Source organism: Candidatus Methylomirabilota bacterium, assembly GCA_035315345.1.
Lineage (GTDB): Bacteria > Methylomirabilota > Methylomirabilia > Rokubacteriales > CSP1-6 > CAMLFJ01.
On record DATFYA010000079.1, the window covers coordinates 17,749 to 34,087 of the forward strand.

Sequence of the window (16,339 nt, forward strand, 5' to 3'; positions counted from 1 at the left end):
GCTAGGTCATTCTCCGGAGTGACCGGACCGCGAAGGGCAGAATGCCTCCGTGACGGAGATAGTCGCGCTCACGGGGCGTATCGAGCCGCACCCGGACGGGGATGCGGAGCGGTGAGCCGCCGTCGGACACCGCGGTGACGGTCACTTCGCTCGCGGTGCCGTCAGCGAGCCCGCTGATGGCGAACGTCTCGCGCCCGCTCAGCCCCAGGGACTTCGCGGAGGAGCCGTCCTTGAACTGCAGCGGCAGGATCCCCATGCCGATGAGGTTCGATCGGTGGATCCGCTCGTAGCTCTCGGCGAGCACGGCGCGCACCCCGAGGAGCCGGGGCCCCTTCGCGGCCCAGTCGCGCGACGAGCCGGCGCCGTATTCCTTGCCGGCCACCACGAGCAGCGGCGTGCCCGCGGTCCGGTACCGTTCGGCCGCCGCGAAGATCGAGATGGTGTCGCCGCTGGGATGGTGCACCGTCCACGGGCCCTCCCGGTCCGGGGCCAGCAGGTTCCGCAGGCGGACGTTCGCGAACGTGCCCCGAACCATCACCTCGTGGTTGCCGCGCCGGGACCCGTACGAGTTGAAGTCCCGGCGGTCCACGCCGTGCTCGAGCAGATACTGCCCCGCCGGGCTGTCCGGCTGGATCGCGCCGGCGGGCGAGATGTGATCGGTGGTGATGCTGTCGCCGACCATCACCAGGCAGCGCGCGCCCGAGATGTCCGCGATGGGGGCCGCGTCCGCCGCCATCCCGTCGAAGTACGGAGGCCGGCGGACATAGGTCGATGTCGGATCCCACGCGAAGAGCGATCCTTCGGGAACCGGCAGCGTGACCCACTGCTGGTCGCCGGTGAAGACGTCGGCGTAGGTGGCCCGGAACGCCTCGCGGTCGACGGTCTGCCGGACGACGTCCGCCACTTCCTCGGGGCTGGGCCACAGATCGCGCAGGAACACGTCGCGGCCCTCGCGATCCCGCCCGAGCGGCTCGGTGGTCAGGTCGACGTCGATGCGCCCGGCGATGGCATAGGCCACCACGAGCGGCGGGGAGGCGAGATAGTTGGCCTTGACCTCGGGATGGATCCGCGCCTCGAAGTTGCGGTTGCCCGAGAGGACCGCGCACACCACGAGATCGCCCTCGCCGACCGCTCGCGAGATGGGCTCGGGCAGGGGACCGGAGTTGCCGATGCACGTCGTGCAGCCGTAGCCGACGGTGGCGAAGCCGAGCGTGTCGAGGTCTGACGCCAGCCCGGCGCGCCGGTAGTACTCGGTCACCGCCTTCGAGCCGGGGGCCAGGCTCGTCTTCACCCAGGGTTTGCGCGCGAGGCCGCGCGCCACCGCCTTCCTGGCCAGGAGGCCGGCCGCGATCATGACCGACGGGTTGGAGGTGTTCGTGCAGCTCGTGATCGCCGCGATCACCACCGAGCCGTGGCTCAGCGGGACGCTCGCGCCGCCGAGCCGGACGCTCACCTCGCTCGCCGCGCGATCCAGCGGCGGCGACGTCGACGCCGTCACCACCGGCCTGGCCTCCTCGCTGGGGACCCGCCCCCCGGGCGCGGCCGACTTGGGCGGATCGCTGGCCGGGAAGCTCGTGGCGAGCTCTTGATCCTGCTTGCCGTAGCCGATCCCGAACGTGCCGATCGACGTGAGGAACGCCTGCTTCACGGCGCCGAGGGGCAGGCGGTCCTGCGGCCGTCGCGGTCCCGCCACGCTCGGTTCGACGGTGGAGAGATCCAGCTCGACGACGCGCGTGTACGCCGGCTCCTTCCCGGGCTCGTAGAACAGGCGCTGCGCCCGGCAGTACCGCTCCACGAGCTCGACGTGCTCGTCGCCGCGCCCGGTCAGCCGCAGGTAGCGCAGCGTCTCGTCGTCGACCGGGAAGAACCCGCAGGTGGCCCCATACTCCGGGGACATGTTTCCGATGGTGGCCCGGTCGGCCACGGGCAGTCGGCCCAGGCCTTCCCCGAAGTACTCCACGAACTGTCCGACCACCCCGATCGAGCGCAGGCGCTGGGTGACGGTCAGGACCAGATCGGTGGCGGTCGCCCCCGCCGGCAGCGTGCCCGTCAACTTGACGCCGACGACCTGCGGCACGAGCATCGAGACCGCCTCGCCGACCATCGCCGCCTCGGCCTCGATGCCGCCGACGCCCCAGCCCAGCACCCCGAGACCGTTGATCATCGTCGTGTGCGAGTCCGTTCCCACCAGCGTGTCGGGGAAGGCCAGCGGGCGGCCGTCCACGTCCCGGACCTCCACCACCCGAGCGAGATACTCCAGATTGACCTGATGCACGATGCCGGTGTTGGGAGGAACGACCCGAAAATTGCCGAAGGCGCGCTGGCCCCAGCGCAGGAAGGCGTACCGCTCACGGTTCCGCTCGAATTCGAGTGCCAGATTGTGCTGCATCGCGGTGGGGGTTCCGAACTCGTCGACCTGGACCGAATGGTCGATGACCAGCTCCGCGGGCAAGACGGGGTTGACCCGCGCGGGATTGCCTCCGAGCGCCTGCAGCGCCTCCCGCATCGCGGCGAGGTCGACGATGGCCGGGACGCCGGTGAAGTCCTGCATCAGGACGCGACTCGGCCGGAACGAGATCTCCTTCGTGGGGGCCGCCGTCGGCTGCCACGCGGCGACGGCCTGGACCTCGTCGGCATCGCCGACGCCGAGCGCGGCCGCGCGCGCCACGTTTTCCAGGAGGACCCGCAGGGTGTACGGGAGGCGGCCGACATCGAGGCCGATCCCGAGACCGCCGATCGGCGCGATCAGCACCGACCGGGAGCCGATCGCTAGGGGAACCAGGGCGTCTGCCATGTCGTCCTCCGTATCGGTGGTCCCGCGCCGCTGCACGATCGGGGCGAGCGCAGGCCGCGATGTTCGCGCCGACTCACTTCACGATCAGGACCGAGCCTCGCGAATGCGCGAGCGTGCCCTCCGCGACGCTGCCGAGCAGAAGGCGTTCGAGGCCGGTGGCGCCTCGAGCCCCGACGACCGTGACATCGCTGCGCCTCGTCGAGGCGGCCCGGAGCAGCTCGGACAAGGGAATGCCGCGCCGCACGACGCTGTCGACCGCCCACCCGGCCCGCCGGAGCCGCCGCGATGCGCGCGACAGCTCCCGCCGGGCGCGCGTCACCCGCTCTCGGTCGAGCGCGGCCAATTCGCCCGCCAGCACCGAGCGGACCGACGCCGGCAAGCGCCCGATCGCCCGGGAAGAGGTCGGTTCGACCACCGCCAGCAGGGTCACGCGCCCGCCTCGTGGCGACGACAGCCGGCTGACGAACGCCACCGCGTGCCGCGAGCGGGCCGAGCCATCGAGTCCGATCAGCAGGCGTCGCGGCGCCCGCCCTCGTCCCTTGACGACGAGCACGGCACACTGTGCCTCGTGCGTCACGTCCCGACTGATGCTGCCGAGAAGGGCGCTCTGCAGCGTGCCCCGACCGCGGGAGCCCACGACGATGACGTCGGCGCGCCGTCGCCGCGCCTGCTCCACGATGGCCTTGACCACCGGGGGATCGACGACCACGACCTCGGCGTCCGCCCAGCGTCGCCTCAGCCGGCGCTGAACGCGCGCCGCCTCCTGCCGCAGCCAGGGACCGAGGGCGGCGCGGGCGCGGCGTCCCCACCGATTGCGGCCGGAGACCGCACCGACCATCACGCCGTGGGCTCGCGTATCGTCCGGCCAGGGGAACGTCAGCGTGGCCGCCACGGCGGCGCGCGCCGGCCGCGAGGCGTCGGTAGCGACCAGGACGGCGAATGAGCGCTTGGGCATTGTCCCTCCGCAGATCGTGCCCGCGCAGCGGGCGGCTTCGACGCAACAGACGAGGTGGGTGAGGCGCTACTTGCCACGCACGGTGAGCACCGGACACGGCGACGTCGCGACGACTCGCGAGGCCACGCTGCCGAGCAGGAATCGCGAGAACCCGGAGCGACCGTGCGTCCCCATCACGATGAGCGCGGCGCGTCTGGTCCGCGCGGTGCGAACGATCACGTCGGCCGGTATGCCCATCAGGACGATCGACTTCGCCTTCACCGCGGCGGCTCGCGCCCGCTTGAGAAGGCCCCCCATCGCCTTGTTGGCCGATTCGGTGGAGGCGGCCGCCCATTCGTCGTACGTCCTCGGTGAGATGTAGAGATTGCCGGCGGGGACCATCGGCGCCATCACGTGGAGGAGCGTCAGCGTGGCCCGATCCTTCTTGGCCACCTCGATCGCCTTCTTGAACGCCGGCCGCGAGGCGGGCGAGAAATCCGTGGGGTGCAGGATCGTTTTCATTGGGTGACATCCTGGCCTGCGGCGGAGCGCGAGTCAAGCGGAGAAGCGACGGAGCAGCTGCGCGTTGAGGGCGACGATGATGGTGCTGGCCGACATCAGCACCGCGCCGACCGCGGGCGGCAGCACGATGCCCCAGGGGGACAGCACGCCGGCGGCGAGCGGGATCGCCACGACGTTGTAGCCGGCGGCCCACCAGAGGTTCTGGATCATCTTCCGGTACGTCGCCTTGCTGAGCGCGATGATGCGGGGCACGTCGCGGGGGTCGCTCCGCACGAGCACCACGTCGCCGGCCTCCACCGCGACGTCGGTCCCGGCCCCGATGGCGATGCCGACGTCCGCGGTCAGGAGGGCCGGCGCATCGTTCACCCCGTCGCCCACCATCGCCACCCGCTTCCCGCGCGCCTGCACCTCCTTGACCTTCGCCGCCTTTTGCTCCGGCAAGACCTCGGCGAAGACGGTGTCGATGCCGAGCTGCTCGGCCACCGCGCGGGCCACCGGCTCCGCATCGCCGGTCATCATGATCACCTCGATGCCCTGCGCGTGGAGCCGCTGCACCGCCTCGGCGGACTCCTCGCGGACCGCGTCGGCCACCGCGAACACCGCGAGGGCCGTCGCCCGCTCGGTCATGGTGATCGCGGCCTGGCCGCGCGCGGCCGCGCGGTCGACGGCCGCCTGCAACGCCGGGTCCATCTTCACGTCGAGCCGGCGGAGCAGGGCGGGGCCCCCGAGCAGCAGCGGACGGCCGCCCACCGTGGCCTGCACCCCGTGGCCGGGGACGGCCTGGAAGTGCTCGGCCTCCGGGATCGCGAGCGCCCGCTCCTCCGCGCTCCGGACGATGCCGCGGGCGATCGTGTGCTCGGAGTCGCGCTCCACCGCGGCGGCGAGCGCGAGCGCCTCGTCGTGGGCGAGGCCCGCCGCCGTGGTGATCTCCACCACCCGGAACTCGCCACGCGTGAGCGTGCCCGTCTTGTCGAAGAACACGGCGGTCACGTTGCGGGCCTCTTCGAGGCCGCGGCGGTCGCGAACGAGCAGGCCGTTGCGGGCGCCGATGGTCGTGGAGATCGCCACGACCAGCGGGATGGCGAGCCCCAGCGCGTGCGGACACGCGATCACCAGCACGGTGACCACCCGCTCGATCACGAAGGCGGCGGCCGCTCCGGCGGCGAGCCAGCCCACCAGGGTGGCGACGGCGGCGGCGACCGCCACGATGGTGAGGAGGAACGCGGCCCGGTCGGCGAGCGCCTGGGCGCGGGAGCGCGATGTCTGCGCCTGGGCCACCAGGCGCATGATCCCGGCGAGAGCGGTGTTCTCGCCGATCCGGGTGACCTGGAGCCTCAGCGAGCCCGACCCGTTGACGGTTCCCGCGATGACGCTGGCGCCCATCGACTTGGGTACCGGCCGTGACTCGCCGGTGATCATCGATTCGTTCACCTCGCTGCCGCCCTCTCGCACGGTGCCGTCGGCGGGAATGCCGGCGCCCGGGCGAACCAGCACGAGGTCGCCCTCACGGAGCGCGGAGACCGGGACGACCTCGGTGCCATCGCCCGCGATTCGTTCCGCGGTGTCCGGCAGCAGCTTCGCGAGCTCCTGGAGCGCGCCCTGCGCCTGGGATATCGAGCGCATCTCGACCCAGTGACCGAGGACCATGATCGTGACCAGGGTGGCGAGCTCCCACCAGAGATCGGTTCCGGGGAAGCCGAGCGTCACCGCCAGACTGAACACGAAGGCGACGCCGATGGCCAGCGCGATGAGCGTCATCATCCCGGGACGGCGGTCGGCCAGCTCGTCGAGGGCGCCCCGGACGAACACCCACCCGCCGTAGGCGAACACCAGCGCGCCGAACACCGCGGGGATCACGCGCGAGGCCGTGGCCCCGCCCCAGGCCTCGTAGCCGAGCCAGTGCTGGACCATCGGCGACCACACCACGGTGGGAATCGAGAGGAGCAACGTCCCCCAGAACTTGCGCCGGAACATCTCGACGCTGTGACCGGCGTGCCGGTCGTGTTGGGCGTGGGCGCCGTGGTCGGCGTGACCATCGGGTGCACCATGATGGGCGGGCGATCCGGTGCGGCCGGTCGGCGCCGGCTCGTGGGGCGCGTGCGTGCCGTGCGCAGATGTCATGTGCTCCTCCGATACCGTGGAGGCCTCGAACGAGGGGCCGCTTTCCCGCGGAGGTACTATACATCGGGTACCATGCACGGTGACCACGATGATCATCGACCTGTCGGCGTTCGATGCGTTCCTGTTCGATCTGGACGGGGTCATCACCCGGACCGCGGAGCTGCACGCCGCCGCGTGGAAGACGCTCTTCGATGAGTACCTGGCCGCGGACGCCGCGCGTCGCTCCGCGCCGTTCGTGCCGTTCGACATCGCGGTCGACTATCGCGCCTACGTGGACGGTAAGCCGCGCCGGGCGGGAGTCCGCGACTTCCTGGTCTCGCGGAACGTCCGCCTGCCCGAGGGCACCCCGCACGACGAACCGACCGCCGAGACCGTGCACGGGCTGGGCAAGCGGAAGGATCGATACTTCCTCGATCTGCTCGAGCGGGAGGGCATCGCGGTGTACCAATCGGCCATCGCGCTGGTCCGCGAGGCGCGCGCACAGGGCGTGAAGACCGCGGTGGTCTCGTCGAGCCGCAACACCGCGCGGGTCCTTCGCGTCGCTCACCTGACCGACCTCTTCCAGGTGCGCGTCGACGGTGCCCTGGCCGCGCGCGTCGGGTTGGCGGGCAAGCCGGACCCCGCGATGTTCCTGGAGGCGGCGCGCCGTCTCGGCGTGCTGCCGGCGAGGAGCGTCGTCTTCGAGGACGCGACGGCCGGCGTCGAGGCCGGTCGGCGCGGCGAGTTCGGCCTCGTGGTGGGGGTGGGCGATGCCGACCACGCCGAGGGCCTGCGACAGCATGGCGCGCATGTCGTCGTCGCCGATCTCGGCACCATACGACTCACGCCGCGGGCCCGGGCCGCCTCGTGACCGGCTGGGCGCTCGTCTACGAAGGGTTCGACCCCGCGCAGGAGCGGCTGCGCGAGACGCTGTGCACGCTCGGCAACGGCTATTTCGCGACGCGCGGCGCGGCCGCGGAGAGCGCCGCGGACTCCGTGCACTATCCGGGGACCTACATCGCCGGATGCTACGACCGCCTGCCGAGCGTCATCGAGGGCCGCACCCTCGAGCACGAGGATCTCGTCAACGCGCCCAACTGGCTGCCGACGACGTTCCGGCGCCCCGGCGAGCCGTGGTTCTCCCTGCACGACGTGGAGGTGCTGTCGTACCGGCAGGAGCTCGACCTGCGGCGCGGCATCCTGCTGCGCGATCTGCAGGTCCGCGACCGGGCCGGCCGTACCACACGGGTGGAGAGCCGCCGGCTGGTCTCCATGGCGTCGCCCCACCTGGCCGCGCTCGAGACGATCGTCACCCCGGTGGACTGGTCGGGCCCGCTCGAGATCCGCGCCGCGCTCGACGCCCGCGTCGTGAACGATCTCGTGGCGCGGTATCGGCAGCTCGCCAAGGACCATCTGGTGCCGATCGTCACGACACGCGCCCGCCGCGACGGCCTCTTCCTGAAGGTGCGGACGCACCAGTCGGAGGTCGTGATCGCGCAGGCGGCCCGGCTTCGTGTGGACGTGGATGGCCGGCCGGTCGATGACCCGGGCCGGGTCACCGAGGAGCCGCGATACATCGCGCGGGACATCGTCGTCGAAGCGACCGCGGGGCGGCCGGTCCGGATCGGGAAGACGGTGGCGCTCTACACCTCACGGGACCACGCCATCAGCGAATGTGGCCTGGACGCGAGCACCGCGCTCGCGCGCGCGGGGGATTTCGACGACCTGCTGCATGCGCATGCGCTGGCGTGGAAGCACCTGTGGGCGACGTTCGACGTGGAGCTCGAGGTCGACGGTGAGCCCGTGTCCCCCGGCAATGGCGGGCTCGCCACCGCCGCCCTGGTCCGGCTGCACGTCTTCCATCTGCTGCAGACCGCCTCGCCGCACACGAGGGATCTCGACGTGGGCGTGCCCGCGCGGGGTCTCCACGGCGAGGCCTACCGCGGGCACGTGTTCTGGGACGAGCTGTTCATCTTCCCGTTCTTGAACCTGCGCATGCCGGAGATCACGCGCGCGCTGCTGCTGTACCGCTATCGGCGGCTCGAGGAGGCGCGGGTGGCGGCCCGGGCCGCCGGCTACCGCGGGGCGATGTTCCCCTGGCAGAGCGGCAGCAACGGGCGCGAGGAGACGGACACCCAGTTCTACAACCCGCGCTCCGGGCGCTGGATGGAAGACCACTCGCACGTGCAACGGCACGTGGGGGCGGCCATCGCCTACAACATCTGGCAGTACTACGAGGTCACCGGTGACCTCGAGTTTCTCGTCGACTACGGCGCCGAGATGCTGCTCGACATGGCGCGCTTCTGGGCGAGCGCGACCACCTACGATCCGGCACTCGATCGGTACGGGATCCACGGCGTGATGGGCCCGGACGAGTACCACGACCGCTATCCCGGCGCCGATCGACCCGGATTGAGCAACAACGCCTACACCAACGTCATGGCGGTGTGGGTGCTGCGGCGCGCGCGGGCGGTGCTGGACCTCCTGCCCGACTCGGTCGGCCATCGCCTGCGTGACCGGCTCGGCCTCACCGAGGCGGAGATCGCCGGATGGGAGACGATCAGCCGGCGGATGCGGCTGGTCTTCCACGCCGACGGCATCCTGAGCCAGTTCGAGGGATACGAGGCGCTCGAGGAGTTCGACTGGGAGGGATATCGGCAGCGCTACCGCGATCTCTACCGGCTCGACTTCATTCTCGAGGCCGAGGGCGACAGCACCGCCAACTACAAGCTCTCCAAGCAGCCGGACGTCCTGATGCTGTTCTATCTCTTCTCGTCCGACGAGCTGCGCGAGCTGTTCGAGCATCTCGGCTACCCGTTCGACGCCCAGACGATCCCGAGGACCATCGACTACTATTACCGTCGCAGCGTCCACGACTCGTCGCTGAGTCGCGTGGCCGATGCCTGGGTGCTGGCCCGGGCGGACCGCCCGGCGTCGTGGGACGTCTTCATGGAAGGGCTCGTGACGGACGTGGCCGACATCCAGGGCGGGACCACGCCCGAGGGGATCCACCTCGGCGCCATGGCGGGCACGGTCGACGTCCTGCAGCGCTGCTACACGGGCATCGAGCTGCGCGACGACGTCCTCCGGCTCAACCCGCGCCTGCCGGAGGCGCTCGGGCGACTGCGACTGTGGGTGCGCTACCGGGGGCAGTCGCTGCGCATCGAGCTCGAGGGCCGGGCCATCCAGGTGCAGGCGATGCACTGCGTGGCGCCCGCGATTCGCGTCGTGATCAACGGCAAGACGTACGAGCTGGCGGCGTCCGAGCACTGCGCCGTCGAGCTGACGTGACAACGCCTGGGCGAGCGGCGCCATCATCGGTGGGCGATTGGCCATGCTCGGCAATGGAAGGAGATCTCACGATGTCAGAGGCTCGACACGACGACGGGCAGCGCCGCAGACCGCATCCGCGATCCATGGACAGCCCCTTCCTGGAATTCGATCTCACGCGAGAGCTCGAGCAGCTCGACCGCGAAGCCCGGGGGACGAGTGACCAGAACGCCAAGACACTCGTGAAGTACGACGACTTCCGCATCGTCTTGATCGCGCTCCGGGCGAATGCGCGCATGCCGGACCATCGGGCCGAGGGCCGCATCTCGGTGCACACCCTCCGCGGCCACATTCGGCTTCGCGCGCTCCAGCGGACGTTCGATCTGCCGGCCGGAAGTCTGCTCGCCCTGGACCGGGACCTGGCTCATGACGTCGAGGCCCTGGAAGACAGCGTCTTGCTCCTCACCATTGCCTGGCCCGGCCGAAACGGGGACCGAGCTGACTAGCGCTCATGGAAAGCGTGGACGCGTTCATCCGCCAGTACGGGTACTCGGCGCTCTTCGTGGGCATGGTCCTGGAGCAGTTCGTGCCGCCCATGCCGGGGGAGCCCCTGCTGCTCGGGGCGGGAGCCCTGGCCGGGACCGGCCATCTCCGTCTGTGGCTCGCGGGCACGCTGGCGCTGGCGGGCACGGTCGTGGGCGATCTCCTGTGGTACGAGGTCGGCCGCCGCGGCGGCCAGCGAGTCATGAAGTGGCTGTGCCGTATCTCGATCGAGCCCGACAGCTGTGTGCGCCGGGGTGAGGAGACGTTCGCGCACCGTGGCGCCAGCGCCCTCCTGATCGCGAAGTTCCTGCCCGGGCTCAACAGCATCGGACAGCCGCTGGCGGGGGCCCTCGGCATGCCGAGATTTCGCTTCCTGGTGTTCGACGTGCTCGGGGCCGTGCTGTGGGTGGGGCTCTACGTCGGCCTGGGCTACACCCTTCACGACCAGCTCGCCGAGGCCGCCGCACTCGCCGAGCGGCTGGGCCTCTGGGCGGTCGTGGTCGTCGCCGGCGCCTTCGGCTTCTACCTGGGCGTCAAGGTCACCCGGCGCCAGCTCTTCCTCCGCCAGCTGCGCATCGCGCGGATCACCGTCGACGAGCTCGTGCGGAAGCTGGACGCGGGCGAGCCGGTGTCGATCATCGATCTCCGGCACGACCTGGACGTGCAGGCCGAGCCGATCGGCATCCCGGGGGCGGTGCACATGACTCCCTCCGCGCTCGAGCAGCGCCGCGCCCTGATCCCGCGCGACCGGGACGTGGTGCTCTACTGCTCCTGACCGAACGAGGCCACGAGCGCCCGGGTGGCGCTGCTGTTGCGGAAGCAGGGCATCTCGCGAATCCGGCCCCTGGCGGGCGGGTTTCAGGCCTGGCGCGAGCGCGGTCTCCCCGTGGAGCCGGTCGCGACCGACGCGGCCGCCGCGTAGCCACCATCTGCTCGCGCATGGCTCGGCGTTGACACGCACCCCGAATGTGTCGAGAATCCGCTTCAGATCGCACCCCGCGGATCGGGCGTGAGCGACCCGGAGGCCGACATGGAGAAGATGTCACGCCGCTCCTTCTTCAAGGGGGCCGGGGCGGTGGCGGCCGCGGTCGCGGTCGCGCCGGGATGTGAGCGGCCCGCGCCGCCGCGTCCGCCGTATTCGTTCTTCAACGCCGACGAGGCCTCCTTCGTCGAGGCCGCGGTGGCCCGGCTGATTCCCGCGGACGAGACCGGGCCGGGGGCACTCGAGGCCGCCGTTCCCACGTACCTCGACCGGCAGCTCGGCGGGGCGTGGGGTGGCGGCGAGCGCCTGTACCGCAGTGGGCCATGGCAGCCCGGCAAGCCCGAGCAGGGGTACCAGCTGCGGTTCACCCCGGCCGAGCTGTTCCGAGCCGCCATGCGGGCGATCATCGAGGACCTTCGCGCGACGAATCGAGGCAGCTTCGCCAAGCTGCCGGCCGAGGATCAGGACGCGTATCTGCGAACCCTCGAGCGCGAGTCGAAGGACCTGGGCGGGGTGCCCTCGAACATCTTCTTCGGGTCGCTGCTGGAGATGACGATCGAGGGGTTCTTCTCCGATCCGGTCCACGGCGGCAACAAGGACATGGTGGGCTGGAAGCTCATCGGCTTTCCGGGAGCGTACGCCAACTACTACGAGCTCGTCGACCAGCACGGCATCGCGTTCAAGCCTCCGCCCATGAGCCTGGCGCAGAGCGCCGGCGACCACGCGCACCCCGAGCCGGCTCCGAAGCGGAACTGAGCATGACCACGACGCGCCGTGAGGTCGACGCGGTCCTGATCGGGGTCGGGCTCGTCGGCACGGTGCTCGGCCGCGAGCTGACGCGGGCGGGCCTCACCGTGGTCGGTCTGGAACGCGGTCGGCCGCGCGATACGGTTCCGGATTTCCAGGGGCCAAAGATGCACGACGAGCTGCGCTACGCGACGCGCCTGGAGCTGATGCAGGACACCGCCCAGGAGACGCTCACGTTCCGGCACACGGTGCGCGACACCGCCTTGCCCATGCGCCGCTGGGCGAGCTTTCTGCCGGGAACCGGGCTCGGCGGGTCGCTGGTGCACTGGAACGGCCAGACGTTCCGCTACCAGGAGGACGATTTTCGACAGCGAAGCCGTCTCGTCGAGCGCTATGGGCGAGGATTCATTCCGGCCGATGTCACCATCCGGGACTGGGGCGTGAGCGCCGCGGAGCTGGAGCCCCACTTCGATCGGTTCGAGTACCTGCTGGGAGTGAGTGGCAAGGCCGGCAACCTCAACGGCCGGAAGATTCCGGGGGGCAACGTCTTCGAAGACCCGCGCTCGCGCGAGTATCCCACTCCTCCGCAGAAGGAGCCGTACGGCTCGGCCATCTTCCGCAAGGCCGCCGAAGACCTCGGGTACCACCCGTACCCGCAGCCCTCGTGCAACCTCAGCCAGCCGTACACCAACCCCGAGGGACTCAGCCTCCGGACGTGCACGTTCTGCGGGTACTGCGAGCGCTTCGCCTGCGAGCATTTCGCCAAGTCGTCTCCCCAGACGGTGCTGCTTCCGGTGCTCCTGAACGACCGCAACTTCGAGCTGCGCACGGGCTGTCGCGTGCTGCGGATCAACGTCGACCAGAGTCGGACGGTGGCGACGGGGGTCACGTACGTCGACGCGCAGGGACAGGAAGTGGAGCAGCGGGCGCGACTGGTCATCCTCGGGGCCTACGCACTGAACAACGTGCGCTTGCTGCTGCTCTCGCAGATCGGGCGGCCCTACGACCCCACCACCGGTCGGGGAGTCGTGGGAAGCAACTACGCGTACCAGACGATGAGCTACCCCCAGGTCTTCTACGACGAGAGCGTCAACATCAATCCGTTCATGCGCTCCGGCGCCAACGGCACCGTCATCTCGGACTTCGCGTCAGACAACTTCGATCATGGCCCGCTCGGGTTCATCGGCGGCGCCTACATCGGGGAGATCATGACGAACGGCCGTCCCATCGGGTTCCATCCGGTGCCGCCCGGCACGCCCGCGTGGGGCGCGGCGTGGAAGAAGGCGGTGGTGCGCCACTACAACCATACCTCCACGATCAACGTTCACGGCGGGTCGGTGGCGACGCGCCAGAACTACCTCGACCTCGATCCGACGTACAAGGACGCGTGGGGTCAGCCGCTGCTGCGCATGACCTTCGATTTTCCGGAGAACGACATCAAGATGTCCGCCTACGTCACCCGGAAGGCCATCGAGATCGGTGAGGCCATGGGCGGCCGGCTGGTCGCCGGGTCCCCCCGCAAGGGTCCGTACGACATCACGGAATACCAGACGACGCACAACAGCGGCGGCACCATCATGGGGACCGATCCATCGACCAGCGTTGTCAACCGGTATCTGCAGAGCTGGGACGTGTCCAACCTGTTCGTGATCGGCGCCTCGAACTATCCACAGAACGCGTGCTACAACCCCACCGACACGCTGGGGGCGCTGGCCTACTGGTCGGCGGATGCGATCGTGACGAAGTATCTCAAGTCCCCCGGCCCCCTGATCCGCCGATGAGGGCGCCGATCGTCGCCGCCATGATGGGCTTGCTGGGCGTGCTGCCGCCGGCGGCGCAGGCGCAGCTCGTCGTGCCCTCGGGGCAGTCGCTTCGGCAGCGGCCACCCGCCGCGCAGCTCTGCGTCGGCTGTCACGGGGCCCGGGGGGAGGCCGATCTCGCGACGGGCGTCCCGCGCATCGCGGCGCAGTCGCGGTATTACCTCACCAAGCAGCTCGACGACTACGCCGCCGGTCGCCGGCGGCACCCGGCCATGGAGGCGATGGCCAGGATCCTGTCGCGCGATGACCGAGCCGCCTACGCGGCGTATTACTCGCAGCTCGAGGCCCCCGCGCCCGGGCGGAGCGCCGGCGGGCCGCCGTCCGAGCGCGGCCGACTCCTGGCGACCATCGGCGACGCGCGGCGTGGCGTGCAGGCGTGCGCGAACTGTCACGGTCCCGACGGCGTCGGCCAGCCTCCGACCTCTCCGTACCTGGCCGGTCTCGACGCGAGCTTCATCAGCGCGGACCTGAACGCCTGGAAGGGCGGGGGACGGAGCAACGACGACAGCGGGCAGATGACCGCGATTGCCAAGGCCCTGCCCCCCGAAGACATCGCGGCGGTTGCTCGATACTATGCGAGCCTCCCGCCGCCCAGGCCCGGGCCTCCGGATATCGTGCAGTCGGTACTCCACCGCCGAGCGGCCCCGGGGCGCATTCCATCCGCCACCCAGTCCGGCGAGCCGTCTCGACGCGACCGCGCCGGTGTCGAGCAAGGCGCGCCGATGACCGGAGGCACGCAAGGCGCCGGCGGCGGAGCCGCGACCGACGCGCCGGCAGCCGGCCGCGCGCCGGAGCAGCCCAGCAGCGTCATCTACAACGTGCCCGTGCGCGACGGCGACCCGGCGCGGGGGCGACGCCTCGTGGCCAGCGGCGCGCACGGCTGCGCGGCCTGTCATACGATTCCCGGCATCCGGGCCGCGAGGGGCGTCGTCGGTCCGCCGCTGGGCGGCCTGGCCCGCCGCAGCTTCATTGCGGGCGGCTTGCCGAACAACGCGAGCGCGCTCGTGGCCTTTCTCCAGGATCCGCCGGCGTTCGTGCCGAACACCGGAATGCCGAACGTCGGGCTGAGGCTCGAGGAGGCGCGGGACATCGCGGCGTTTCTCTCGACACTGGAGCGAGCGCGTGCATGGTGATCTGAGGCGACTGCTGCTCGGGGCGAGCCTGCTCACCGCGGCGTGCGGCGGGCCCCAGTCGGCGCTCGACCCCGCGGGCCCGGGCGCGGCCTCGATCCACCGGCTCGGGATGTTCATGTACGTCGGCGCGGCCCTCGTCACCGCGCTGGTGACCATCGTGATGCTCGTGCCGTTCGTGCGGCCGCGCCAACGTCCGGTGAATCGGCGCCTCTTCCTCTGGGGCGGCGGGGTCTTGCTGCCATTCGTGACGCTCACCGCGCTCGTTCCGTTCGTCATGAAGAGCGGGCACGAGACGCGAACCTCGACGTCTCCCGACCGGCTCGCCGTCGACGTGACCGGATCGCTCTACTGGTGGACGATGTCGTACCGCCGGGCCGACGGATCGACGGCGGCGGCCTCGGCCAATGAGCTGCGGCTGCCGGTCGGCGAGCCCGTCGAGGTCTTCCTCCATTCCCGGGACGTCATCCACAGCTTCTGGGTCCCGCGCCTGGCCGGCAAGACGGACATGATTCCCGGCCGGGTCAATCGCATGGTGATCCAGGCCGACCAGGCCGGGGTCTTTCGCGGCCAGTGCGCCGAGTACTGCGGGTTGCAGCACACCCTGATGGCGTTCGACGTCATCGCGCTGCCGCGGCCCGAGTTCGACGCGTGGCTGGCCAGCCTGGCCCAGCCCGCGGCCGAGCCCTCCACGCCGTTCCTGCGCGAGGGGCGCGACGCGTTCGTGCGCATCGGGTGCGGCTACTGCCATACCGTGCGCGGCCTGACCGGGGGCGTGCTCGGACCCGATCTCACGCTGCTCGGCACGCGGCGCACCCTGGGCGCCGGCACGTTGCCGGGAGGGGTCGGCAACATCGCCGCCTGGATCGCCAGCTCGCAGCACCTCAAGGCGGGCAACGGCATGCCGTCCTATGACCAGCTCGAAGGCCGGCAGCTCCGGGCCCTGGCCGCGTACCTGGATTCGCTTCGATGAGCGGGCTCGGGGACCGGGGGCCGGCCGCCGTGGAGGCCCCGGCCTATCCGCAATCGACCGGACCCGACGGCCTCGAACGGCTACACGCGGTGTGGTCGAAGCCGCGGCGCTTCGCCTTCTTCACCGAGATCAACAACACGCACATCGGGCTGCTCTACATCGGCACCGGCTTCCTGTTCTTCCTCGGGGCCGGCGTGCTCGCGCTGCTCATGCGCATCCAGCTCGCGGTCCCCGGCAACACGTTCCTCGATCCGCGCACCTACAATCAATTCTTCACGATGCACGGCACCGTGATGATGTTCCTGTTCGCGGTGCCGATCGTGGAGGCGATCGCGGTCCTGCTGCTGCCGAGCATGCTGGGCACGCGGGACATGCCCTTCCCGCGCCTCTCCGCCCTGGGCTACTGGTCGTACGCCCTCGGCGGGATCCTCGTGTTCTCGAGCCTCTTCTTCGGCGTCGCGCCCGACGGGGGCTGGTTCATGTACCCGCCGCTCACCGGCCCCACCTTCTCGCCGGGCCTCAAC

At 70.7% G+C, this 16,339-nt stretch carries 14 protein-coding genes; 10 read left to right on the plus strand and 4 right to left on the minus strand.

All coding sequences use genetic code 11. The annotated features are described in order from the left end of the window. Nucleotide 1 precedes the first annotated feature (1 nt). The 4 genes from VKN16_09530 to VKN16_09545 form a co-directional block, all read right to left on the minus strand. A complete protein-coding gene (locus VKN16_09530) occupies nucleotides 2–2,794 on the minus strand; it encodes an aconitate hydratase (GenBank protein HME94442.1) in 2,793 nt (930 codons plus the stop codon). Between the two features lie 73 nt (nucleotides 2,795–2,867). Further along, entirely contained in the window at nucleotides 2,868–3,749 is an 882-nt protein-coding gene (locus tag VKN16_09535) for a universal stress protein (GenBank protein HME94443.1), read from the minus strand. 66 nt (nucleotides 3,750–3,815) lie between these two features. Further along, nucleotides 3,816–4,250 carry a universal stress protein gene (locus VKN16_09540; protein ID HME94444.1) on the minus strand — a complete coding sequence of 145 codons (435 nt, stop codon included), beginning with the start codon at nucleotides 4,248–4,250 and terminating at the stop codon, nucleotides 3,816–3,818. A 33-nt stretch (nucleotides 4,251–4,283) separates the two neighbouring features. After that, a complete protein-coding gene (locus VKN16_09545; GenBank protein HME94445.1) occupies nucleotides 4,284–6,224 on the minus strand; it encodes a heavy metal translocating P-type ATPase in 1,941 nt (646 codons plus the stop codon). Between the two features lie 235 nt (nucleotides 6,225–6,459). Between VKN16_09545 and VKN16_09550 the strand changes: the two genes are divergently transcribed. From VKN16_09550 to VKN16_09595, 10 genes are all read left to right on the plus strand, one after another. After that, entirely contained in the window at nucleotides 6,460–7,221 is a 762-nt protein-coding gene (locus tag VKN16_09550; GenBank protein ID HME94446.1) for a beta-phosphoglucomutase family hydrolase, read from the plus strand. Further along, nucleotides 7,218–9,641 (plus strand): glycosyl hydrolase family 65 protein, encoded by a 2,424-nt coding sequence (locus tag VKN16_09555; GenBank protein ID HME94447.1) that lies wholly within the window; start codon nucleotides 7,218–7,220, stop codon nucleotides 9,639–9,641. The genes VKN16_09550 and VKN16_09555 overlap by 4 nt, the downstream gene beginning before the upstream one ends. Before the next feature lie 71 nt (nucleotides 9,642–9,712). Then, nucleotides 9,713–10,126, plus strand: coding sequence for a hypothetical protein (locus VKN16_09560; protein HME94448.1), 414 nt, complete (start codon nucleotides 9,713–9,715; stop codon nucleotides 10,124–10,126). Between the two features lie 5 nt (nucleotides 10,127–10,131). Beyond that, entirely contained in the window at nucleotides 10,132–10,938 is an 807-nt protein-coding gene (locus VKN16_09565; GenBank protein HME94449.1) for a VTT domain-containing protein, read from the plus strand. A gap of 24 nt (nucleotides 10,939–10,962) precedes the next feature. Further along, nucleotides 10,963–11,085: a hypothetical protein gene (locus VKN16_09570; protein HME94450.1), complete on the plus strand. Its 123-nt coding sequence runs from the start codon at nucleotides 10,963–10,965 to the stop codon at nucleotides 11,083–11,085. Nucleotides 11,086–11,172: 87 nt separating this feature from the next. After that, on the plus strand, nucleotides 11,173–11,901 hold the full coding sequence (locus VKN16_09575) for a gluconate 2-dehydrogenase subunit 3 family protein (GenBank protein HME94451.1): 729 nt from the start codon (nucleotides 11,173–11,175) through the stop codon (nucleotides 11,899–11,901). Between the two features lie 2 nt (nucleotides 11,902–11,903). Continuing rightward, nucleotides 11,904–13,673, plus strand: coding sequence for a GMC family oxidoreductase (locus VKN16_09580; GenBank protein HME94452.1), 1,770 nt, complete (start codon nucleotides 11,904–11,906; stop codon nucleotides 13,671–13,673). Further along, complete coding sequence (locus tag VKN16_09585) at nucleotides 13,670–14,845, plus strand: c-type cytochrome (GenBank protein HME94453.1); 1,176 nt, start codon at nucleotides 13,670–13,672, stop codon at nucleotides 14,843–14,845. The genes VKN16_09580 and VKN16_09585 overlap by 4 nt, the downstream gene beginning before the upstream one ends. Next, nucleotides 14,835–15,815, plus strand: coding sequence for a c-type cytochrome (locus VKN16_09590; protein HME94454.1), 981 nt, complete (start codon nucleotides 14,835–14,837; stop codon nucleotides 15,813–15,815). Before VKN16_09585 ends, VKN16_09590 begins: the two co-directional genes overlap by 11 nt. After that, nucleotides 15,812–16,339: cbb3-type cytochrome c oxidase subunit I (locus tag VKN16_09595; protein HME94455.1), on the plus strand; the 528-nt coding region annotated here is incomplete at its 3' end. The genes VKN16_09590 and VKN16_09595, both read left to right, overlap by 4 nt.